The 21,373-nt window shown below is 72.1% G+C and carries 21 protein-coding genes and 2 pseudogenes; 11 read left to right on the top strand and 12 right to left on the bottom strand.

What is annotated here, in order from left to right:
• Positions 1 to 21: 21 nt before the first annotated feature.
• The 7 genes from ACIRYZ_RS35225 to ACIRYZ_RS35195 form a co-directional block, all read right to left on the bottom strand.
• A complete protein-coding gene (locus ACIRYZ_RS35225) occupies positions 22 to 234 on the bottom strand; it encodes an MbtH family protein (RefSeq protein ID WP_402952237.1) in 213 nt (70 codons plus the stop codon).
• Positions 235 to 306: 72 nt separating this feature from the next.
• Positions 307 to 1,266 carry a TauD/TfdA family dioxygenase gene (locus tag ACIRYZ_RS35220; RefSeq protein WP_402952236.1) on the bottom strand — a complete coding sequence of 320 codons (960 nt, stop codon included), beginning with the start codon at positions 1,264 to 1,266 and terminating at the stop codon, positions 307 to 309.
• 64 nt (positions 1,267 to 1,330) lie between these two features.
• A complete protein-coding gene (locus tag ACIRYZ_RS35215; protein WP_402952234.1) occupies positions 1,331 to 3,142 on the bottom strand; it encodes an amino acid adenylation domain-containing protein in 1,812 nt (603 codons plus the stop codon).
• Between the two features lie 15 nt (positions 3,143 to 3,157).
• A complete protein-coding gene (locus tag ACIRYZ_RS35210) occupies positions 3,158 to 3,943 on the bottom strand; it encodes a hypothetical protein (RefSeq protein WP_402952233.1) in 786 nt (261 codons plus the stop codon).
• Positions 3,944 to 3,975: 32 nt separating this feature from the next.
• Positions 3,976 to 4,251, bottom strand: a complete 276-nt coding sequence (locus ACIRYZ_RS35205; RefSeq protein WP_402952231.1) for an acyl carrier protein — start codon at positions 4,249 to 4,251, stop codon at positions 3,976 to 3,978.
• Positions 4,252 to 4,314: 63 nt separating this feature from the next.
• Positions 4,315 to 6,723 carry a lantibiotic dehydratase gene (locus tag ACIRYZ_RS35200; protein ID WP_402952229.1) on the bottom strand — a complete coding sequence of 803 codons (2,409 nt, stop codon included), beginning with the start codon at positions 6,721 to 6,723 and terminating at the stop codon, positions 4,315 to 4,317.
• Positions 6,724 to 6,746: 23 nt separating this feature from the next.
• A complete protein-coding gene (locus ACIRYZ_RS35195) occupies positions 6,747 to 8,030 on the bottom strand; it encodes a condensation domain-containing protein (protein WP_402952228.1) in 1,284 nt (427 codons plus the stop codon).
• Between the two features lie 268 nt (positions 8,031 to 8,298).
• Between ACIRYZ_RS35195 and ACIRYZ_RS35190 the strand changes: the two genes are divergently transcribed.
• Positions 8,299 to 8,763: a nuclear transport factor 2 family protein gene (locus ACIRYZ_RS35190; protein ID WP_402952226.1), complete on the top strand. Its 465-nt coding sequence runs from the start codon at positions 8,299 to 8,301 to the stop codon at positions 8,761 to 8,763.
• A gap of 135 nt (positions 8,764 to 8,898) precedes the next feature.
• Here the strand turns inward: ACIRYZ_RS35190 and ACIRYZ_RS35185 are convergent, their stop codons facing one another.
• The gene (locus tag ACIRYZ_RS35185) at positions 8,899 to 9,678 is read right to left on the bottom strand and encodes a YcnI family protein (protein WP_402952224.1); all 780 of its coding nucleotides are present in this window, start codon (positions 9,676 to 9,678) and stop codon (positions 8,899 to 8,901) included.
• A 482-nt stretch (positions 9,679 to 10,160) separates the two neighbouring features.
• Between ACIRYZ_RS35185 and ACIRYZ_RS35180 the strand changes: the two genes are divergently transcribed.
• The 4 genes and pseudogenes from ACIRYZ_RS35180 to ACIRYZ_RS35165 all read left to right on the top strand — a co-directional run bounded on the left by ACIRYZ_RS35180 (position 10,161) and on the right by ACIRYZ_RS35165 (position 11,931).
• On the top strand, positions 10,161 to 10,379 hold the full coding sequence (locus ACIRYZ_RS35180) for a hypothetical protein (RefSeq protein WP_402952222.1): 219 nt from the start codon (positions 10,161 to 10,163) through the stop codon (positions 10,377 to 10,379).
• A 313-nt stretch (positions 10,380 to 10,692) separates the two neighbouring features.
• Positions 10,693 to 10,893, top strand: a complete 201-nt coding sequence (locus ACIRYZ_RS35175) for a hypothetical protein (RefSeq protein ID WP_402952221.1) — start codon at positions 10,693 to 10,695, stop codon at positions 10,891 to 10,893.
• Positions 10,812 to 11,318 (top strand): annotated as a pseudogene (locus tag ACIRYZ_RS35170) (DUF4184 family protein); the annotation flags it as partial. The gene ACIRYZ_RS35175 and the pseudogene ACIRYZ_RS35170, both read left to right, overlap by 82 nt.
• A gap of 85 nt (positions 11,319 to 11,403) precedes the next feature.
• The gene (locus ACIRYZ_RS35165; protein ID WP_402952219.1) at positions 11,404 to 11,931 is read left to right on the top strand and encodes an RICIN domain-containing protein; all 528 of its coding nucleotides are present in this window, start codon (positions 11,404 to 11,406) and stop codon (positions 11,929 to 11,931) included.
• On the opposite strand, the pseudogene ACIRYZ_RS35160 reads toward ACIRYZ_RS35165, so the two are convergent.
• A pseudogene (locus ACIRYZ_RS35160) lies at positions 11,904 to 12,470 on the bottom strand (serine/threonine-protein kinase); the annotation flags it as partial. The gene ACIRYZ_RS35165 and the pseudogene ACIRYZ_RS35160 overlap by 28 nt on opposite strands.
• 95 nt (positions 12,471 to 12,565) lie before the next feature.
• Positions 12,566 to 13,051, bottom strand: coding sequence for an FBP domain-containing protein (locus ACIRYZ_RS35155; protein WP_402952217.1), 486 nt, complete (start codon positions 13,049 to 13,051; stop codon positions 12,566 to 12,568).
• Positions 13,052 to 13,122: 71 nt separating this feature from the next.
• Between ACIRYZ_RS35155 and ACIRYZ_RS35150 the strand changes: the two genes are divergently transcribed.
• Entirely contained in the window at positions 13,123 to 13,692 is a 570-nt protein-coding gene (locus ACIRYZ_RS35150; protein WP_402952216.1) for a TetR/AcrR family transcriptional regulator, read from the top strand.
• Between the two features lie 115 nt (positions 13,693 to 13,807).
• Here the strand turns inward: ACIRYZ_RS35150 and ACIRYZ_RS35145 are convergent, their stop codons facing one another.
• Positions 13,808 to 14,563, bottom strand: a complete 756-nt coding sequence (locus ACIRYZ_RS35145) for a BTAD domain-containing putative transcriptional regulator (protein WP_402952214.1) — start codon at positions 14,561 to 14,563, stop codon at positions 13,808 to 13,810.
• Positions 14,564 to 14,888: 325 nt separating this feature from the next.
• Here ACIRYZ_RS35145 and ACIRYZ_RS35140 point away from each other — a divergent pair, with 325 nt between their 5' ends.
• From ACIRYZ_RS35140 to ACIRYZ_RS35120, 5 genes are all read left to right on the top strand, one after another.
• Positions 14,889 to 15,155 carry a StsA-related sactipeptide RiPP gene (locus ACIRYZ_RS35140; protein ID WP_380615075.1) on the top strand — a complete coding sequence of 89 codons (267 nt, stop codon included), beginning with the start codon at positions 14,889 to 14,891 and terminating at the stop codon, positions 15,153 to 15,155.
• Positions 15,156 to 15,231: 76 nt separating this feature from the next.
• A complete protein-coding gene (stsB, locus tag ACIRYZ_RS35135) occupies positions 15,232 to 16,722 on the top strand; it encodes a StsB family radical SAM/SPASM domain sactipeptide maturase (protein WP_402952213.1) in 1,491 nt (496 codons plus the stop codon).
• Positions 16,703 to 16,999, top strand: coding sequence for a PqqD family protein (locus ACIRYZ_RS35130; protein ID WP_402952211.1), 297 nt, complete (start codon positions 16,703 to 16,705; stop codon positions 16,997 to 16,999). Before stsB ends, ACIRYZ_RS35130 begins: the two co-directional genes overlap by 20 nt.
• The gene (locus tag ACIRYZ_RS35125; protein WP_402952209.1) at positions 16,996 to 18,387 is read left to right on the top strand and encodes an NAD(P)/FAD-dependent oxidoreductase; all 1,392 of its coding nucleotides are present in this window, start codon (positions 16,996 to 16,998) and stop codon (positions 18,385 to 18,387) included. The genes ACIRYZ_RS35130 and ACIRYZ_RS35125 overlap by 4 nt, the downstream gene beginning before the upstream one ends.
• Positions 18,377 to 20,233 (top strand): prolyl oligopeptidase family serine peptidase, encoded by a 1,857-nt coding sequence (locus ACIRYZ_RS35120; RefSeq protein ID WP_402952207.1) that lies wholly within the window; start codon positions 18,377 to 18,379, stop codon positions 20,231 to 20,233. The genes ACIRYZ_RS35125 and ACIRYZ_RS35120 overlap by 11 nt, the downstream gene beginning before the upstream one ends.
• Positions 20,234 to 20,343: 110 nt before the next feature.
• Here ACIRYZ_RS35120 and ACIRYZ_RS35115 read toward each other — a convergent pair whose 3' ends face one another.
• Complete coding sequence (locus ACIRYZ_RS35115) at positions 20,344 to 21,369, bottom strand: methyltransferase (protein WP_402952205.1); 1,026 nt, start codon at positions 21,367 to 21,369, stop codon at positions 20,344 to 20,346.
• Positions 21,370 to 21,373 lie beyond the last annotated feature (4 nt).

The raw sequence follows: 21,373 nt of genomic DNA, 5'->3' as shown, positions 1-21,373 counted from the left end.
TCGTTCGGAAGGTTCGCGGGCTCAGGCGTCCGCGGCGGCGGTCATCCGGTCGCGCAGGCTGCGCGGCCGCAGGTCCGTCCAGACCTGTTCGATGTGCTTGACACAGTCCTGCTTCGAACCCGCCGTCCCCTCGTCCGTCCACCCGGGCGGATTCGGCCGGTCCGCGGCCCAGACCGAGTACTGCTCCTCGTGGTTGACGACCACCTTGAACTGCGCCTCACGGCCGTCGGCCATGGCTTTCTCCTTCGTGTCGGGGTGTTCGGGTCGGGGGTGTCGCGATGTCGTACCGGGGTGTGCCGCGGCCGGTCAGCTCATCGCGACGAGGATCCGGCGGTCGCCGGTGTACGGCTCACGGCCGTGCGCCATCAGCATGTTGTCGATCATCAGGACGTCGCCCTGCCGGTACGGCAGCGCCAGCGCGACCCGGTCGTAGACCGACGCGATCGTCCTCAGGTCCTCGTCGGGGATCGAACCGCCGTCCGCGAGGTAGGCGTTGCGGGGCAGGTCGGCCTCCGCGTACAGCGCGAGCAGGGCCTCGCGCACCTCCGGCTCCAGGCCCGAGACGTGGAACAGGTTGGCCTGGTTGAACCAGACCTCCTCGCCGGTGTGCGCGGCCCGGGCGGTGGCCGGGCGGCGGTGCCGGGTGCGCAGCCCGTCCTCGACCCACTCGAACTCGATGCCGTGGCCCGTGCAGTACTGCTCGACCGCCGCGCGGTCGGCGGTCTGGAACGCCTCCTCCCAGCTCAGGCCGAGCCCGTCGCGGAACGTACGGGTGTAGACGACGCCGCCAGCGAAGCGCTCGCGCAGATCCGCGGGCAGCTGGGCGAGCACCGACCGGCTGTCGGCGATCGGGGTGGCGCCGCCGGTCGCGGGCGGGGTCTGGCAGAAGAAGAACACCGACTGCGGCCAACGACTGGAGTAGGAGCTCTCGTTGTGCATCGGGATCGCCTGGTCGGCGGGGTACTCGGTGGAGGTGTAGATGTTGCCGCTGACCGCGCTGCGGGGGGTGGAGCGCTCGGTGTACTCCAGCAGGTCGCCGCCCACCGCGCTGACCACCCGGTGGAACGCCTCCACATCGCGCGAGGCGCCGCGCAGCAGGACGAACCCGCGGCTGCGGAGCGCCGCGCGCAGCGGCTCCCGGTGGGCGGTGACCCAGGCCAGGGGGTTCTCGACGGCGGCGAGGTCGTAGACCAGTGCGGCGGTGTGGCCGTTGTCGTGAACGGCGGCCTGCACGCCGCCGATCGTGCTGTCTTCGGTGCGGGGCATTGACGGTCCTGTTCTTGAACGGAGGCCCGGAGACCGGGGATCGGGGGTCGGAGTCCGGGGTCGGTCAGCCGGCGAGGATGTCCCGGACGGTGCGCCTGCGCAGCACGTCCATCAGGGAGATCGGCAGTCCGGCCTTGCGGGCGCGGGTGACCACGCGGGCGGCGGCGATGCTCGTGCCGCCCAGCGCGAGGAAGTCGTCGTCGATGCCGACCTCCTCGGCGCCGACGGTCTCCCCGATGACCCGGCACAGCAGTTCCTGCTCCGGGGTCATCGGCCCGGCCGCGGACCGGTCGGGCCCGGCCGCCTCCGGCGCGGGCAGCGCCGCGCGGTCGAGCTTCCCGTTGGCAGTGAGCGGGAGTTCGGCCATCGGGACGAAGACCGCCGGGACCATGTACGGGGGCAGGGTCTTCGCCAGGAGGCGGCGCAGCTCGACGGCGTCGACGGCGGCTCCGGCCGTGCCGACGACGTAGGCGGTGAGCCGGGTGTGGCCGGCGTCGTCCGGGTGCGGCGCCACGGCGGCCGCTTCCACCAGGGGGGACCCGACGAGCGCGGCCTCGATCTCGCCGAGCTCGACCCGGTAGCCGTTGACCTTCACCTGCTCGTCGATCCGGCCCAGGTACTCGAGCTCGCCGTCCGGCCGCGTCCGGACGAGGTCGCCGGTGCGGTACATCCTCGCTCCGGGTTCGCCGAACGGGTCCTCGACGAACCGCTCGGCGGTGAGCGCCGGACGGTTCAGGTAGCCGCGTGCCAACTGGGCGCCGCCGATGAACAGTTCGCCGGTCCCGCCGTCGGGGACGGGCCGCCGGGCGTCGTCGAGCACGTACAGCCGGGTGCCCTCGACGGCGCGCCCGATCGGCACGGCTCCGGGCTCCGAGCGGCGGCCGGGTTCGACCACGTACACGCAGCAGCCGACGGTCGCCTCGGTGGGGCCGTACTCGTTGACGACGCCCACCCCGGGGTGGGCCTCCCGCCACGCCTCCAGCGCGGCGCCGAGCAGGGCCTCGCCGCCGATCACCAACTGCTCGCTCGGCGAGCACTCGTCGGGCAGTCGACGCAGCAGCGCGAGGTGCGACGGGGTCACCTTGAGGAAGCTCGGCTTGCGGAACCCCGGGGGAAGGGCGGCGCCCTCGGCCAGCGAGACCAGATCGACGACCTCGACCGATCCTCCGGCGATCAGCGGCGGGAAGATGCTCGTCACGGCCAGGTCGAAGGAGACCGAGGAGTGCAGCAGGGTCCGGCCGGCCGTGGCCGGGTAGTGGGTGCGCGCGTGGTCGAGGTACACGTTCAGGGCCGCGTGGTCGATCACCACACCCTTGGGCGTGCCCGTGGAGCCGGACGTGTAGATCACGTACGCGGTGCCGTCGTTCGACGGCGGCGGTGCCGCGCACGGCGAGAAAGCGGAGTACCCGGATCCGGCCGGATCGCGGGCGTCCAGCAGCGCCTCGGTCTCCGGGGAGCCCAGGTGCACGACGCAGGCCCCGGTGTCCGTACCGGCGAGCGCGGTGCGGGCGGCCTCGCCCGACGCCACCACGATCGGTGCGGCGGAGTCGGCGAGAACGTGCGCGATCCGCCGGGCCGGGTCGTCGACGGCGATCGGCACGTAGCCGGCACCGGTCTTCAGCACCGCGAGCAGCGTGGTGACGATGTCGGTCGACCGGTCGAGCATCACGGCGACGAGCACACCGGGCCCCACGCCCTTGTCGGCGAGCACTCCGGCCAACCGGGCCGCCCGGTCGTCGAGTTGCCGGTAGGTCGAGGCACGGCCGTCGTGGACGACGGCGACCGCGTCGGGAGTCGCACGGACCTGCTCGGCGAACAGCTCGGGGACCGTTCGCGGCGCGTCCGTGGAAGGTCGGGACGGCATTCGGGATGACATGGTGATGGCCACCTTTCAGTTGCTCACCGTGAGCGCCGCCGTGACGGCGGCGGCGACGGCCGGGCTGCGCAGCAGATCGGCGCGGCTGCTGTCGAACGAGGTCTCACGACGTGTGAAACCGCCTACGTGATCGGCCGAGTTGAGGGACAGCGCGTCCGCCCACCGCGGCCGGCGCTCCAGTCGGCGCGCCGCCGACAGGTAGCGCGCATAGGCCCGGAACAGCCCCATGAGTTCATCGCCGACCTCGCCCTCGATGCCCCACCGCTCGAACGCGACCCGGGAGGCATCGACGTAGACGGTGGCGAACTCTTCGGCGAGGGCGGCGAATCCGCCGGTGTGCTGCTCGACGATCCGCTCGGCGCGGCGCCGGAACCGCTGCTGCTCGCCCTCGTCGAGCGCGGTCATCGACCCCAGCGCGCCGAACAGGTCGCGGCTGAGGGTCGTCGTGTTCGGCGCTCCCGGGTTGAACAGGACGACCTCGGGCCGGACCTCCTGCCGGAGCTCGATCGCGTCGGCCAGCGCCGCCGCGTACACTCCGCCGGCGCAGTAGCCGAGGACCGCCGACACGTGCTCGCCGGGGCGCGGCGGGCTCTCCAGCCACCAGGCCAGGTACTCGTCGGCCTGCTCGGCGTCCGCCGACGGCGGTACCGCGTGCCACACGTCCAGCTGATCGGGCAGCAGCCGGGCCAGGTCCCGGAAGGTGGCCTCCTGGCGGGTGCTCCCGTCGAAGTCGACGGCCAGGACCAGGGCGCCCTGGCCGCTCCGGGTGAGTCGGTCCCACCCCTGCGGTGCTGAGGTCATGTGCGTGTCCGCCTCCCGTGTCCGGTCGCGCCCTAGCCCCGGGCGCTTCGCACGGCCACGGCCTCGGCCACGCCGTCGACCGTTCGGGCCCGGAAGACGTCGCGGATCGTCACCTTGACGTCGAAGACCTGGCGCAGCCGGGCGACCAGCCGCGCGCCGAGGATGGAGTTCCCGCCGAGCTCGAAGAAGTCGCTGTCGCCGCGCACGGGGGCGTCGCCGCCGAGGATCTCCTGGAAGACCTCCGTGACGCGCGGCGCGAACTCCTCGGCGGCGGGGTTGCCGGAGGTCAGGTCCGATGCGGTGCTCATGAGTCGTGCTCCTTGGGTCAGGGTGATGGTGGTGAGTGGTACGGCGCCGTCGCCGGTGGGGAGTTACGCGCGGGCCCGGTCGATCGCGACGAGCCGCAACTCGGACGCGTAGGCCGCGCCCGCGCGGTCCCGGAGCCAGTGGCCGGGCAGGTCGGGCAGCATCTCGGAGAAGGAGACCCGGGACGCGGGATCGTCCGCGGCCGCGCTCCGGACGGCGGCGGCGAGCAGCTCCACCAGCGCGATGCTGCTGAAGTCGACGTAGATCGGCTTGGTCTCCACGGCGACCCGGTAGAAGGCGCGCTGTGGCAGCCCCACCGCGTCGCGCCAGCGCACCGCGGCCCGATGCCGCTCGACGCGGTCGGAACGCCGCACCCAGGCCAGGTCGCTGACGCCGATGCTCCAGGACTCGCGGGAGATCACCAGTCGGTCGATGGTGACGCGGGGGCGGTGCGCGGCCGACGGCAACGGCTTGAAGCCGTTCATCGCGGCGCCGGAGAGGTACTCGCCCAGCACCTCCAGGAGGTCCAGGTCCGGTGTGTCGGGGGACTTGACGACCAGTCGCTCGCCGTCGCGGTGCACGGTCATGGCCGCGCCGGGGACGACCCGGCGCGTCGTGCCGGGGTCGGCCGTGCCGGTACCGGTCGTTCCGGTGTCGGTCGTCCCGGTGTTGCGGGCGTGCATGGTCCACACCAGGTCCTGCGGGCCGACCAGCACCGGGGGATACGTCCGGGAGTTGACGGCCGGGGACTCCCGCGCGGGCAGCGGGAGCACGCGCGGTGTCCGGCGGTCGACCGCGTCCATCGCGGCGAAGCGCTCGGGCTCCGGGAACTGCGCGATCCCGGCCGGGCTGTCCTGGGTGTTGATCGCCAGATGCAGTTCGCCGAGGACGAACTCGTAGTCGCCGGCGGCGATCGCTCGGGGATCGCGAGCGGTGATCATGATGTCGGGGCACTGGTGGACCGCGGACGACCACGGTGGCTCGCAGGCCGGGAACAGCTCGCGTACCCGAGCGGCCAGGTCGGCGGCGGACACGTGGTGGCGGCGGACGCCGTCCGGGACGGCCAGGATCTCGGCCCAGCGTCGCTGGAGCTCCGGGACGACCGCTGCGACCGGCGGCGCGAGGTCCTGGAACGAGTAGGCCAGATCAGGCGTCATCGCGTTGAGAACGGCGTTCAGCGACACCTCGCCGTCCACGGAGCCCGCACGGAGCCGCTCGTACACCTGCGTCAGGCGCCGGCGGTACCCGTCGCCCACCTGGCCGACGAACCAGCGCGCGCTGTCGAGCAGCAGGCCCAGCGGGGCGGCGAGCTGTCCGAGCAGGTCGGCGCCGAGCTCCACCTCGGTGTCGCGGAGCGTGTCCTCGTACACCACGCGCCGACCGCCGTAGGCCTGCCCCGCCCGGCGTGCCGGGTCCTGCCCGGTCACCCGCTCGAAGACCTCGTCCAGCCGTTCCATGGCCTTGAACACCGAGTCGGCGTCGCCGGCCGCCTCGCTCACGGCCTCGCGGGCGGCGAGCATCTCGTCCAGCAGACCGAGCGCCTGCTCGCGGGCCGCCACGTCGTCCACCGTCAGGAGCGCGCCGCGCAGCCCCTGCTCGCGGAACTCGCCTGTGGACAGGGGAAGTTCGCACACCAGCAGGTCTTCGGCGCTGAGCCGGTCGACGACCGTCAGCACGCTCTCGCCGGTCCGCCCGGCGTAGCCGGGGACGGACCGCTCGATCTCAAGGACTGTCGTGGCACCGTCGCACAGCTCGAAGATCTCGGCCTCCGCGGCGGTGAGCCTGCGCACCGGGCCGCGCGGCCTGCGGACGCCGATCCCGGTGTCGTCGCCGTTGTCCCCCAGGAGGGCGTTGTCCCCCAGGAGGGTGTCGGCCTCCGAACGGCGCGGCTTGAGGGACACCCGCACCCGCGGATCGGCGGCGAGCGCCCGGGCCACCGCTTCGACGGCCCAGTGCTCGAAGTACACCTGGCGTCGGCGCAGCAGCCGCTCACCGGGCCGGACCGCCATCCCGGTCGTGTCCTCGGACCACCGACCCCAGCAGTGCGGCCCGAAGAAGCCGATCGTCTCGTTCTTCAAGCCGTAGCGCTGGAGGTACGTGGCGACCTTGAGCTCCCGTCGGCGCTGCCGGGCGGGCTGGGCCTTGGACCGGGCGGCGACCTTGTCCACACAGCCGCTCAGCATGGCGGGGTTCTGCCACGCGACCGCCTCGCGGAGCATCGGGTCCGCCGCAGCCGTGCGCAGCGCCGTCTCCATCCGTGTGACGGCACGGTCGTACTCCCGGACCAGCGCGTCCGACGGCGGACCTTCGCCGTCCTCGGCGGCCGCGGCCGCCAGCAGTTCGTCGTCGGCCAGCGGCTCGACGATGGCCGAAGGGAACCCGGCCGAGCGCAGCTCCACGTCCCGCCACACCTGCCACCCGGTGTCACCGAGGGGTATCAGGTGCTCGGCACCGTTCTCGCCCGTCCCGTCCATCCCGGTTTCTCCATTCGTCCCGTTCAAGAGGTTTCCTCGATCCGAACCGCGGTTCCGGCGCACTGCGCGAGTGACTCGGCCAGGCGGTCCGTGTACCGCTCGCCGGACCGCGCCGACAGGTGCCCGCTCCACTGCACCTCGCAGCCGAGGCGGGCGCCGTCCTCGAAGAAGCGCACCGACAGCGGGGTCTTGGCCGCGAAGTTGGGGACGTCGAGCTCCGCCGTGCAGGTCACGCCCGCACCGGCGTGCTCGACGGACTGCTGCTGGCGGCGGTAGGAGATCATCACCTGGTTCAGCGCCTCCACCGCACCGCCGCCACGGCGCACGTGCGCGGCCAGCTCGGCGAAGGAGTAGTGGCGCCGCCGCAGATCGGCGGACCATCCCGGGTGCTCGCGCCGAACCAGGTCGACGACCGTCTCGCCGGCCTTCCGACTCGCCGACAGCGGCACCTCGTTGATGAAGCAGCCCACGATCGCGGACTCCGCGCCGAGCCGCTGGGACGCGGCCCCGCCGAGCACGGTCACGCCGCTGTCCGGCACCGGCAGGGCGTGGTGCACCGCCGCCGAGACCAGCTTGAAGACGCTGACGCCGGCGGAGCCGGCGCACGCGCCGATGCCCGCCGTCGCGGTCGGATCCGCGGTGATGATCCGCCGCATCACGGTGTCGGAGGCGCCCTCACGCGGGAAGGGGACGACCATCGCCGACGGCGGGATCCGGTCGTACCAGTAGTCGCGGTCCTCGGCGAGCGCGGACTCCTCGGCCGCGCGAACCCGGCGGACCAGGCGGACGTACTCGTCCGGTGAATCCGGTGAATCCGGTGAATCCGGTGCCGCGGGGCCACCGGTGATGGAACCGCTCAGTCGCTCGGCGAGGAGGCGGTGGCTGATCCAGTCGTAGATCAGATGGTGGACGATCAGAACCACCACCGTGTGCGCGGGGGCCACCGGCAGTACGAGGAACCGCACCAGCGGACCGCCGTCCACCTCGAACGGCCGCATGGTCCGCGCCGCGATGAAGGCCTCGGCCTCGTCCACCGGCTCGGCGAGGAGCTCGATCTCCGGCCCCTCGTCCGAGAAGCCGTAGACGATCTCCCCGGTCCAGGTGTCGATGCCCATCCGCACCTGAAGGGCCGGCGTCGCCGCCACCAGCCGCCGGCAGGCGGCGGCCAGATCCGCCGCCGCGATCCTGCCCCGGACCTCTACCCGCACCGCGAGGTTGAAGGCCCCGGCCGCTTCGGTTTTCTCGTCCGCGAAGTACAGTGCGGCCTGGGCCAGCGTGGCCCGCTCGTTCCCCTGAATCAGAGCCACGTCGGCTCCCTAGTCGTCGACCTCATGCCGACCATTCCAGGGGACGGGGATCAACATGAGATCGACGGCTCGTCAATGGAGGATCGACGGTCCGCTACCGGCCGGCTGAAGCCGGCGACTGAGGTCGTCAACGGTCACTGATCGCCAGGAGCCACACGGAAAATTGCTGCCGACAAGTCTCTTGCGTTCAGGCATGACTTGAAGGTTAAAGTGAATGTGCAACCCGAAGGCATGCGGCAGTCGCCGCCGACGGACCAGGAGAGTCGAGATGTCGCACGACAACGAGAAGGCCATCCGCGCCGCCTACCAGGTCGCCGAGGAGCAGGACGTCGCCGGCTGGATCGCGGCGTTCACCGAGGACGGCACCTTCACCGACATGTCCCTGCCGCTCACCTGCCGGGGTCCCGAGGAGCTCGGCAAGACGGTCGAGGTCTACACGAAGGCCTTCCCTGACATGCACCGCGAGCTGGAGCGGTTCTACGTCACCGGCGACATCGTGGTGGTGCAGCTGCGCCTGCAGGGCACCCACCTCGGCCCGCTGGAGCTGTCCTCCGGCACCGTTCCGCCCACCGGCCGGCGGATGGACGCCCCGTGCTGCGACGTGTTCGAGCTGGTCGACGGCAGGGCAAGCGCTTCGACTGCTACCCGTCCGGCACAGTCATCGCCGCCCAGCTCGGCCTGGCCTGAGCCCGTCGGAGGGGGCGAGTGCCCTCGCTGCTCCATTGTGACTTGAAGCTTCAAGTGCAAGGCTCGTGGTGGGGTGCCCGGCCGCGCTGATCTGCGCACCGCCGTCCGTCGCCGCTGGGACGCGCGGTCGGTGCAGGAGACTTCCTGCGCCGACCGCGCCGGCTCCCCGCGGCGGGCGTGGTTACGCGGAGGTGCCCGAGTCGCCGGTGCCGCGGCCGCGACGGCCGAGTACGAAGCCCGCCACCGTGCCGACGACGCCGACCACGATGCCCGCGATGCCCAGCGCGCGGGCCGTCGAGTCGGAGCTGCTCGCCTTCGCCGTGGTGGCGCCGGGGGTGGCCGACGCGGTGGTCGGCGCCGGGCCTGCGGCGCCTGGGTCGCCGGGGTCACCGGCGGCGGTGGCGGTGCCGGTGGCGGCGGTGTCGGTGGCGGTCAGTTTGAGGACCGGCGCAGGGTTCTTCGGCTCGGGCTGGCCGTCCTGGGGTTCCTCGATCCAGCGCATCACGGTGCCGTTGCTGTAGGTCTGCAGGGTCTTGAAGACGATTTTGTCCGTGCCGTCGGGCAGCGCGCCGAGATTGATGGTGAAGTCCTGGAAGTGGCCGGGGGTGATCTGGCCGCCGGTCCACACGACCTGGGAGACGGCGTCGGTGATGTCGCCGTCGTCGGTGTGGATCGGGGTGGCGAGCTTGGTGGTCTGGATGCTGTCACCCCAGCCCGGCACCGGCGCGACCTTGACGGACGGGATCGGGTGGTCGGTGGGGAAGTCGATCTCGACCTTCACCGTGCTGTTCTTGTCGTCCTCGTTGGGCACGCGGAACGCGAAGGTCTGGTCGGTCGCGTTCTTGGGCACGCTGTTCGGCTGCACGATGACGTGTGCCGATGCCGACGCGGCCGCGCCGAGTGCGGTCGCGGCGCCCAGGGCGCAGGCGGCGGCAAGACGCTTCTTCAGGGACAGGCTCATGGCTGTGTGGTCTCCAGGTCGGAGGCGCACGTGCGCCCGTGGAGACGGGGCACGCGTGGATGATCAGGGGGAGGGCGGACGGCCGTGACCGGACGGCGTTCCCGCTCCGGTCATCCGGCTGGTGCGAATGGCGGACCGCGCCTGATCACCACATGCCGCAACAACGTCCACCGCGGCAGCCGCCACCGGCCCTCGCCGGGCACGAAGAGTATCGCGGCGGCCCGCGATTCCCCGTTCACCCCGCCGCGCAGGAGGGTGAACAGAGTCAGCGGACGTGCAGTCCCCCTGTCCCGTGGTCAGGCCACCGACGGTCGCCCGCGGCGAACGCTCCCGCCGGCCGGGCCCGCCTGCGGCGATCCCGACCCGACACTTTCGGTGATCGATCCAGTGCAAAGGGTGAGCGCGGCCGAATGGGTGGGTACAGCCCCGAGGAGTGACGTCGGCGGGGCCCGGTGCCCGCCGCGAAGCAACGGAGGTGTCCCGTGTCCGAGTCCGTGCAGGAGCCGGTGGCGAGGTTCTGCGGAAACTGCAACTGCGGCTGCCCGCAGGTGTTCGTCGACCCCGACGCGCCGCAGGAGCGCCGGATCCGCATCACCGACGACTTCGGCCAGCAGATCCAGCTGAGCGTGGACCAGTTCCAGGACCTCCTGGGCCAGGCCAAGACCGGGTCCCTCGACCGGGTGGCGATCGCGCTCGGGTGACGGAATCGCGCATCGCCGCCGCGCCGGCGTGCCCGGCGGCGACGTGGCCGACCGCATTGAGATAGTCCGGCGGACCGCGGGCGAGCCGCTGCTCGATCTCGGAGGGCGGTAGGTGAGGCGATGTCCGTTTCGCGCTTTCGGTCGGGGTGGGTGAGCTGGTCGCGGGCTCACCGGGCTCCCACAGCCGCGGCTGGGTGAACAATGCACCCGACAGCACTGTCACCCGAATGGCGCAACATGATGTGCCACCCATATGGATGAAGATCAAGCTGATTAGTGCCCCAACCGAGGAAATCCGTGAAAGGGGAACTAAATGCGCATTCGACGAATCCTCGCCGCCGTCATCGCCACGGCGGCCCTCGCCGGACTCGGCCTCGCGGGCGCCGCCACCGCCACCGCACAGGGTGCCCCATCCTACGTCACCCCTTCTCAGTGCACGCAGGGCGGCGGAACGCCCGATCTGGTGGCCAACCTCTGCAAGGGCGGTACGCACAACGGGGAGAGGGTCGACTGAACCCCACAGGGCGCCCCGCAGCCACGCGCCGCGGGGCGCTGACGCGGCGAGTCGGGTGGATCGTGCTGTCCGCCCTGATCGGCATCGCCACGCACCTGGTCTGGGACTCCTTCACCCACTACGACGACTTCGTGGTCACCCGTACGCCGTGGCTCACCGCCACGCTGGTGGGCAGCCTCACCTGGGCGCGGGCGCTGCAGCACGTGAGCACGGTCGGCGGCCTGGCCGTCATCGCGGTGTACGCGTGGCGCCGACGGGCCGGCCTCCTGGCCGGTCGGGGCCGCACCGGGGCCGGCAGCGCGACGCGGCGCCGGGTCCTCCTCGCGACGGCCCTGGTCGCCGGCGCCGTCGCCCACGCCTGGTGGTGGCTCGCCGGCCCGGAGGCGGTGACGGCCGGGCAGCCGCTGGGCGTGGTGATCGAAGGGGTGCTGTCCGACGCGGCGAAGGGTGCGTGCGCCGGCCTGATCGGCGGCCTGGCCGTCTACGTCATCGGGTGGTGGCCCCGACCGCATGGGCGACCACCCCATCACCTGGTGCCAGGAGGTCCAGGGAGGCCGGTCCTGGTACACCGCCATGGGTCACGGCAAGGAGTCCTACGCCGACCCCGCCTTCCGCACCATGCTCCTCGGCGGGATTCGCGTGGCGGCCGGCGCCGCCCAGGCCGACTGCAGTCCGTCGAGTGCGATGGGAGACGGCCTGTACACGGTGGCAAACGCCGACAACGGCAAGGATGTTGACGTGAGGTCCGCATCGACGGAGGACGGCGCCGCGGTCGTCCAGAACGCGCCGAATGACAGCGACTCCCAGCAGTGGCGGCTGAGCGACGCCGGGGACGGGACGTTCACGCTGACGACGGCCGGAGGCGAATGCCTGGACGTGCCGGGTGACAAGGTCGGCACGGACGGCGCTCCACTTCAGCAGTGGTTCTGCTGGGGCGGCGACAACCAGAGCTGGAAGGTCGAGCCAGCCGGTTCGGGCACCTTCCGGATCGTCTCCGTGGCCAGTGACAGCCCCTGCACCTGCTCCGGAGACATGTAGCCGGGCGACCCGACGACGTACCCGGACCGGGTGAGCCCGGCCGTGCTGCTGCCGTCCATCGCCCGCGCGATGCCGAAGTCGATCAGCACCGGACCGTCCGGCGAGAGCATCACGTTGGACGGTTTGACGTCCCGGTGGATCAGGCCCAGCCCGTGAACCGCCGCCAGCGCCTCCGCCAGCCCCGCGACCAGCACCCGCACCCCGTTCTCGGAGAGCGGCCCGAACCCGGCCACCGCGTCGGCCAGTGCCGGGCCGGCCACGTAGCCGGTGGCCACCCAGGGCTCGGCGGAGTCGGTGTCGGCGTCCAGCACCGGTGCCGTCCACGCCCCGCCGACCTTGCGCGCGGCCGCCACCTCGCGTCGGAACCGGGCCAGGAACTCGGGGTCCGCCGCCAGGTCGGCCCGCACCCGCTTGACCGCCACGGTCCGCCCACCGGGGCTGCGCCCCAGGTACACCTGGCCCATCCCGCCGGCGCCCAGCCGTCCGAGCAGCCGGTACGGCCCGACCGCCGACGGATCCCCAGCTGCCAACGGCTCCATGTGCTTCTCTCCCCCGTGCCCGGCCCGAATGCCGGGCACGATCACGGCGAGGACCCTCCTGCGGCACAAGTCCACCGGCCGGGCTCCGGGAGGGGTCAGACGGTGACCTTGGCGACGAAGGCCGCGAGGTTGGCCACCGTGCGGCGGATCTTCTCCTCGGCGGTCAGCGACTCGTGGAGCCGGGTGCCCACCTCGCGCTTGCCGCGCACGTAGAGCGAGCAGGCGAGGTCGCTGCACATGTACGCGCCGACGGAGTTGCCCTGCTTGCCGGCCTGCCCGGCGCGGGGTGCGACCAGCAGTGAGACGCCCCCGGTATGGGTGGTCACACAGAGCGAGCAGATGCTCCGGCGGGCCTGCCAGGCGGCGGCGCCGGAGGAGCGCAGTGCGACCGCCACCGTACGGCCGTCCAGTTCGGCCGCGAGGTAGGCGCGGTCGGGGGCCTGCGGGTCGCGCCAACCGAGGAAGTCCAGGTCGTCCCAGGGCTGTTCGGTCAGGTCGCGGGGGATGTGCAGGCGCTTCGCCTCGCCCTTGGTGCAGTTCACGAAGGCGGAACGGATCTCTTGCTCGGTCAGCGGTTTCATAGGAGGCACAGTAAATAACCTAGGAGTATTAGGCAAATGTATAGTGGTCTCCTGCGACGGAGAGGAAGCGCATGGCACGCGTAGGGCTGAACGCGGAACGACTCACCCGGGCGGGTGCGGAGCTGGCCGACGAGGTCGGCTTCGACAAGGTCACGGTCTCCGCGCTGGCGCGCCACTTCGGCGTCAAGGACGCGAGCCTGTACTCGCACGTCAGGAACTCCCAGGACCTCAAGACCAGGATCGCCCTGCTCGCGCTGGAGGAGCTCGCCGACCGGGTCGCCGCCGCCCTGGCCGGGCGGGCCGGCAAGGACGCGCTGGCCGCCTTCGCCAACGCCTACCGCGACTACGCCCGCGAACACCCCGGCCGCTACGCCGCGGCGCAGCTCGAACTCGACTACGAGACCGCGCGCAACAGCGCGGCCGTCCGGCACTCCCAGATGACCCGGGCGATCCTGCGCGGCTACGACCTCGCGGAGCCCGACGAGACCGACGCCGTCCGCCTCCTCGGCAGCACCTTCCACGGCTACGTCGCCCTGGAGCGGGCCGGGGGCTTCCAGCACACCCCGCGCACCACCGAGGACACCTGGTCGCGCATCCTGGACGCCCTCGACGCCCTGCTGCGCAACTGGCCGGCGGTCTGACGCACGGAGAGGGACGCTGACAGCCCCTCCCCGGGCGTCGGCAGCACCGGAACAAGCCGTTGTGGAGAGCGGGTCGGGATGAGGCCGTGCGGTCGACGCGGGGGAGGGGGTGCGGTCAGTAGTCGCCGGCCAGGGCGAGTTGGCGTTCGCGGTCCTGCTTCAGCAGCCGGGGGATGGCGCTGCTCGGCGCGACGCCCAGTTCCGAGGACAGCAGCTCCCGGTAACGGCGGTACCGGCGGTGCGCGTCGGCGACCTCGCCGACGTGCAGGCAGGACTGGACGGCTATCCGCCGTGGCCCCTCGCGCAGCGGGTCGGCCTGGGCGGCGGCGTCGGCGAGTTCGAGCACCGCGGAGTGCAGGCGCCGTTGCAGGAACGTCTCGGCGAGGTTCTCCAACGCCTGGACGCGTTGCAGTTCCCACTTCCCCTGGAACGGTACGAGCCATTCGTCGTCCCAGCCGTACAGCAGCGGGTGCCGCAGCATGCTCCAGGCCTGCGGCAGCCGGTCGCCGCCCAGGAGCGGATCCCCGTCCGCCCGGGACACCGCCGAGACCAGCCCGGCCGCCGTCCGGTAGTCCACCTCGACGTGCTCGGCCAGGGCGACGGTGGTGTGCGAGGTCCGTAACAGCTCCCGGACCGTCACCTGGTTCAGCCGCCAGAGGGTCTGGCGCAGTCGTGCGCTGGCCCGGACGGGCGGGACGTCGGGCCACAGTCGCGCGGCGAGGTCGTTGCGTCCCACCGGCCGGTCGTCGAGCACCACGGCCGCGACGAGCCGCTGCTGGATGTCGCTGAGGTCGACGACTCGCCCGTCCATGCGGCAGACGAAGTCCGGCAGGAGTGATACGTGCACGGTGTCGCGGTCGGTGGGTCTCATCGCACCTCTCGGGTTGCCCGACGGGACCGTCAGGCTGACATGACCATCGATTTCCGCTGCGAACAGCGGATTTGAAGTCATGTCAGCTCAACTCTGAGTAGAGATGAGACCGCAGCCCGACCGTGATCGTCAACACCCACGACGAGGCCCGCCGCCGGGGCGACGCCGCCTCCGAACCCGTTGACGGGACTTCACACGACGTGCGTACTATCTGCCCGCAGGCGACACGGCAACCCACAATCGTGGGGTTGTTTCACAAGTCCGCCACGCAGCAGTCTCGGTGGTAGCCCAGCTCAGAAAGCCCGAGACAGCGAAAGGTGGAGCAATGACCTTCAACTCCCTGGAGGCCCTTCGTGAGGCCGGGATCCTCGGCGGAACGATGGCGCCCGAGCTCGAAGAGTTCTACGCCAGCCTGACCCCCGAGGAGACCCGGGTCCTCATCTCGACCAAGACCCGCCTCATGGCCGTTCTGCCCGACGTGGTGGCGCACTCCCAGGAGTGGGCCGCGCCGGAGTCCTCCCAGGAGGGCTTCGACGCCGCGATGCTGTGTGCGTGCGGCGCCTGGTCCGGCGCCGGCCAGGCGCAGAAGTAGTCCTGACAGTCCACAGGCGCGGCCCGACGGCCAGGCTCGTCGGGTCGCGCGTGTGCCAGCCCGGATGGGAGGCGGGATGCGAGGGCATCTGGTCCGGAACCTGTCGTTGTTCGACGTGCCGGCGGACCTGACGTACTTCGTGCATGACGAGGAATACCTCGTGGTCAACCCGGAAGTGGGTGCCCGATGTGTCCTCGACCGAAGCGAGTTCAGCGTCCTCGAAGCCCTGGCCGGCGAACGGGCCGGAGGGGAACGGGCACTGGAGCCGAGCGACGAGACGGAACGCGTCCTGGCCAGGCTCATCCTGAACTGGATCGTTTACTACAACGGCAACCGGCCCGCGGTCAAGGTCGCCGAGGCCCCGCTGAACGTCGCGTACTACGCCATTACCGACGGCTGCAACCTCCGCTGCCCCTACTGCTACGCGTCGTCCGAGAAATGCCTCCCGGGCGAGCTCGACACCGCCGAGTCGCTCGATCTGGTCTCGCAGATCGCCGACCTCGGCGCCCGGACCCTCGTCTTCACCGGCGGTGAACCGATGCTCCGCAAGGACCTGTTCCAGGTCGTCGAGCACGCCAACCGCAGTGGCCTGAAGTCGAACATCATCACCAACGCGACGATGATCCGAACGGCGGCGACGGCGCGGCGCTTCGCCGAGCTCTTCGACGCGGTCACGGTCAGCCTCGACGGAGGCACCGCCGAGACTCACGACCGCACCCGCGGCAAGGGCGCGTTCGCCCGGACCCACAAGGCGATCCGGCTGCTCAACGACGCCGGCGTGGCCCCGGCCATCAACCACATCGTCACCTCGGACAACATCGACGAGCTGGAGGACTTCGCGTCCTTCCTCGACGGGATCGAGATCCACAGCATCCGCCTGATGAACCACAACGACCTGGGCCGGGGCGTCGGCGACGACTACGACTTCGGTTGGCAGGACCACCTGCGGGTGCAGCAGCTCGTCTGGACCTCGCCGGTGGCCGGAAAGCTCCTGCCGGACGGGCCGCGGCCGGTGACGCCGTGCTCGGTCAAGGGCAACTGCGGCATGGGCGGCAACGAGATCTACATCAACTCCCTGGGCGACGTGTACCCGTGCAAGCTCGTCACGGGCAAGGAACAGCACGCGGGCAACGTCCGACGGCAGCGGCTGTCGGAGGTCTTCGCCAGTCCGGTGCTGTCGGCCATGCGCCGCAGCACGGTCTTCGGCGGGGAGTTCCACGCAGACTGCGAGAAGTGCTACATCAAGGCGAACTGCGGCGGCGGGTGCCGGGCTTCGCACATGGCGGAGTCCGGGGACGTCCGGCGCAACAGCCGGCACCTGTGCCGGATCCTGCGTCACGGCGTCACGACGCAGCTGTGGCAGGAGGCCGGGGTCACCCGGGCGGAACTGGCCGAGAAGAGCCTCGACATGACGGTTCCCCGGCTGGTCGCCACCGGCGAGGTGCACCCCGTGCACGAGCAGTGGAAGACCTACGTCCCCACGCCGAAGTCCGCGATCACAGTCGGTGAGCTCATTCCCATCATGCCGGTCAACAGGAGGTCGGGCGTTGTCCCTGCACATCAGTGATGCGGTCATCTGGCAGGAGAGCGCGGGCGGGATCTCGCTCTACCACACCGAGTCCGGTGACTTCCGGACGCTGAACGCGACCGCCGCCCAGATCTGGGCCCTGGTGGAGAGCGCCGGCGAGCGGGAGGAGGTCGTCGAGCGGCTGTCCCTGCTGTTCGCCGGTCACAACGCCGCGCTGGGGCAGCGCATCCGTACCGAGGTGGACTCGTTCATCACCTCGATGGTCGAGGCCGGTCTGCTCCAGGAGACCGGAGCCGCGCAGGCCGCGCGGCCGTGACACGGGCGGTCGTCCTCGGCGGGGGTTTCGCGGGCATCCTGGTGGCCAAGGTGCTCTCCGAGCACGTCGACGAGGTCACCGTGGTCGAGGGCGGCCGCTATCCGGCGGGCCCGGGCGTCCGCTCGGGTCTGCCGCAGGCCTTCCACAGCCATGTGCTGGTGACCGCGGGCGCCCAGGCCCTGGACGCGCTGCTGCCGGGCACCCTGGAGGCGCTCCTTGCCGCGGGCGCGCACCGGCGCGGGCTCCCGGGCGACGCGCTGATCCTGACCGCGGGCGGCTGGTTCCGCCGCCACGACACCGGCGCCTTCCTGGTCTCGTGCAGCCGGTGGCTCATGGACCACGTCATCCGGAGCCGGGCCCTGGCCGACGGTGCGGTGTCGGTGCGCGAGCGCACCCGTGCGCTGCGCCTCGTCGGGGACGCCTCGCGGGTGACCGGAGTGGTGGTCGGCCGGGAGGACGGCTCCGGCGAGACCCTGCGGGCCGACCTCGTGGTGGACACGACGGGCCGGCGCTCACGGGCGGGCGAGTGGCTGGCCGCGCTCGGCGGGACCGGCGTCGAGGAGGAGACCGTCGACCCGGGACTCGCGTACTCCACGCGGATCTACCGGGCGCCCGCGGACCTCACCGCCGACCTCCCGGCGATCATGGTGCACCCGCGCCCGGCGGACGGCGGGCCCGGGTACGGCGCGACGCTGTTCCCCATCGAGGGCGGCCGGTGGACCGTCACCCTGACCGGCACCCGCGCCGCGCCACCGCCCACCGACGAACGCGGATTCGCCGACGGCGCCCGGGCGCTCGGCTCGCCGATCGTGGCGGAGCTGACGGCCGCCGCCGAACCCCTCGGCGGAGTCCGGCCGTTCCGGGCCACCGCCAACCGCAGGAGGTACTTCGAACGGGGGCCCCGGCCCGACGGCTTCCTGGTCCTCGGCGACGCCCTGGCGGCGATGAACCCGGTCTACTCCCACGGGATGTCGATCGCCCTGCTTAGCGCCGTGCGCCTGGGCCGCGAGCTGGCGCGGCACGGCGCCGACCCGTCCGTCCTGCCCGAACTCCAGGTCGCCATGGCCGAGGTGGCCGAGCGGGCCTGGCGGATGGCGACCGACCAGGACCGGCCGCGGGCCGACTCCGCCCCCGGGCCCCGGGCGAGGGCCGGGATGTCCCGGGCCGTGCTCGGCAGCCCGGCGCTGATGACGGCGCTCTTCCGGGCCCAGACGCTGGTCCCCTCCCCCCGGGGCGTCAACCCGCCCCTCCCGCACGGGCCGTCCGCCGACCCGAACCCTCCGCGCGACACCGACGAGGCGGTCGCGCAGTACCCGGGGCTCTCCCACTGGTGGCTCTCCGGGCGCCCACGCCAGCCAGCTACCCCGGGGGTGAGCCGTGACGGCTGAATTCGTTGAACCCGTACCGCTGATCCCGCACTCCGTCCTGTTCGGCAACCCCTCGTACCTGCTGCCGCGGATCTCACCGGACGGGGCCAGGCTGCTGTTCCTCGCCCCGGACGACGGCGTGATGAACGTCTGGACGGCCCCGGTGGACCGTCCGGACGAGGCGACCGTACTGACCCGGGACCGCGGGCGCGGCATCCGGACCTACGGCCTCTGCCACGACGACCGCACGCTGTTCCACCTGCGGGACGAGAACGGCGACGAGAGCTGGCGGCTGCACCTCCTCGACCTCGTCACCGGTGAGGAACGCTGCGCCACTCCCTTCGAGGGCGTCCAGGCGCGGGTGCTGGCCCACAACCGGTGGCATCCGACCACGATGCTGATCGGACTGAACAAGGACCGGCGCGACCTGCACGACGTCTACCGGCTGGACCTGGTGACGGCGCGGCTCACCAAGGTCGCGGAGAACCCCGGGTACCTGAGCTGGATCGTGGACACCGACCTGCGGGTGCGCGGTGGCTCGGCGATGAAGCCCGACGGCGGCGCGGCCGTGTACCTGGACCCGCCGGACGATCCGGACGGTGCCGAGCCCTGGCTCGACGTGCCCTACGAGGACGTCATGGGCACGCGGGTCCTCGGCTTCGCGCGGGACGGCGCCACCTGCTACCTGCTGTCCTCCATCGGGGCCAACAGCAGCCGCCTGTTCGCCGTCGACCTCGCGACCGGGCGGCACACCGTGCTCGCCGAGGATCCCGTCTACGACGTCAAGCAGGTCGAGCCGGACCCCCTACGGCACACCCCGCAGGCGGTGCTGTTCGCCAAGGACCGCGACACGTGGGTGTACCTCGACGAGGAGTTCGGCAAGGACCTCGGCCGGATCCGCGGCGAACTCGCGCTCCAGGGGATCGACGGCGAGGTCTACGTCGACCGCGGCGACCGCTCCGACCGGCTGTGGACGGTCTCGGTGGTGACCGGCGCAGGCCCGGTCCTCTACTACCTCCACGACCGCGCGGACGGCCGACTGCGCCACCTCTTCAGCCACCAGCCGGAGCTCGAACGGTACCGGCTCGCCCGGATGGAGCCCTTCGAGTTCACCGCGCGCGACGGGGTCACCGTGCACGGCTACGTGACCTGGCCGCCGGGCGCCGAACGCCGGAACCTGCCGGCCGTGGTGAACGTGCACGGCGGGCCCTGGGCCCGGCACACCTTCGCCTTCGACGAGGAGGCGCAGCTGCTGGCCAACCGTGGCTACGCGTGCGTCCAGGTCAACTACCGGGGCTCGACGGGCTACGGCAAGCGGTTCCGCAACCTGGGTGCCAAGCAGTGGGGCGCCGCGATGCACACCGACCTGCTCGACGCGGTCGACCACCTGGTCGCGGACGGCGGCGTCGACGCCGCCCGGGTCGCGATCATGGGCTGCTCGTACGGCGGGTACGCGGCGCTCGTCGGAGCGGCCTTCACCCCCTCCGTCTTCACCTGCGCGATAGCGCTGTGCGCGCCGTCGAACCTGCTGACGATGCTGGCGGCCGGGGCGCCGTACCGGACCCCGCTACGGGCGTTCATGGCCGCCAACGTCGGGGACCCGGAGACCGAGCGCGACATGCTGTGGGAGCGGTCGCCGCTGTCGCGGGTCGACGACATCGCCGTCCCCGTCCTGGTGGCCCAGGGGGCCAACGACGTCCGGGTGCCCCGGGAGGAGGCGGAGCAGATCGTCGCGGCGCTGGCCGCCAAAAAACTGCCGCACGAGTACCTGCTGTTCCCCGACGAGGGCCACGGGCTGGCCAGGCCCGGCAACCGCGAGACCTACTATGCGGCGGTGGAACGCTTCCTCGCCGAGCACCTGGCATGACGGGCCGGCTGGTTCGTCCAGCCGACCCGCTCCGCCGCACTGCTCCGCCGCACTGCTCCGTCGAACCGCTCCACCCGGCCGCTCCCGGCCGGCCGGGCCGCCGGCCCCGGTCAGTCCGGGGCCGCGACCAGGATCCGGACCGGCGTGGCCGCCAACCGCCGGGTGACGTCGAGGAGTCGGAAACCGCCGTCGGCGAGCAGCGCCCGGAACTCGTCCCGGCTGCGCTCCCGGCCCCCGGTGTAGACCAGCATCGCGATGTCGCTCATGACGACGCCGGCGGCCTCCTGGGCGTCCAGCCGGTCGGGCAGGACGGGCTCCACCACCAGCAGGCGTCCGTCCGGGGCGATCGCCTTCCGGCAGTTGCGCAGCAGCGCGGCGCAGCGCTCGTCGTCCCAGTCGTGCAGGATGCCCTTCATCAGCAGCACGTCGCCCCGCGGCACCGCCCGGAAGAAGTCGCCCGCTTCGATCGACCAGCGGTCCGGTGCGAGCCCGGCTCCCCGGAAGGTCTCGGCGGCGGCCGCCGACCCCTGGGCGCTGTCGAACAGGACCCCCCGGGCGTCGGGGGCGGCCCGGAGCACGGCCGCCAGCAGGGTGCCGTTCCCGCCGCCGATGTCGACCACGGTGCGGCCGCCCGTGAAGTCGTACGCCCGGGGTACCTCCCGGGCGGTCCATTCGGTGCCCTCGCCCATGGCGGCGTTGAAGAGGTCCGACAGTTCGAGGTCGTCGGCCAGGTGGTCGAACAGCGGCCGGCCGTGGGCCCGGTCGAAGGCCGCGCCGCCGGTCCGTACGCCCTCGGTCAGCGCACCCCAGGCCCGCCACGTCACCGGGTCGCCCAGCAGCAGCACGCTGGCGCGGATCGACCGCGGGTGGCCGGCGCACAGCAGGCGGCCCGGCTCGGCCAGGGCGAAGCGGCCCGGCGCGGCCTCGTCGAGCAGTCCCAGCACCGTCAGGGCCCGGACCAGCCTGGTCAGCCCGTCCGGGTCGCAGTCGACCGCCCGGGCCAGCTCGCCCGCCGTCAGCGGCCCGTCAGCGAGCGCCTCCGGCACCCCGAGCCGGACGGCCGCGTAGATGATCTGCGAGGTGGCATGGCCGAACGCCATCCGGGAGAGGTTCCCGGACACCTTCGGATCGATCACGTCG

The organism is Kitasatospora sp. NPDC101155, from assembly GCF_044768305.1.
In the GTDB taxonomy this organism is placed as follows: domain Bacteria; phylum Actinomycetota; class Actinomycetes; order Streptomycetales; family Streptomycetaceae; genus Kitasatospora.
The sequence above is the reverse complement of the archived record's forward strand: the minus strand, read 5'-3'. Positions and strand labels throughout refer to the sequence as shown.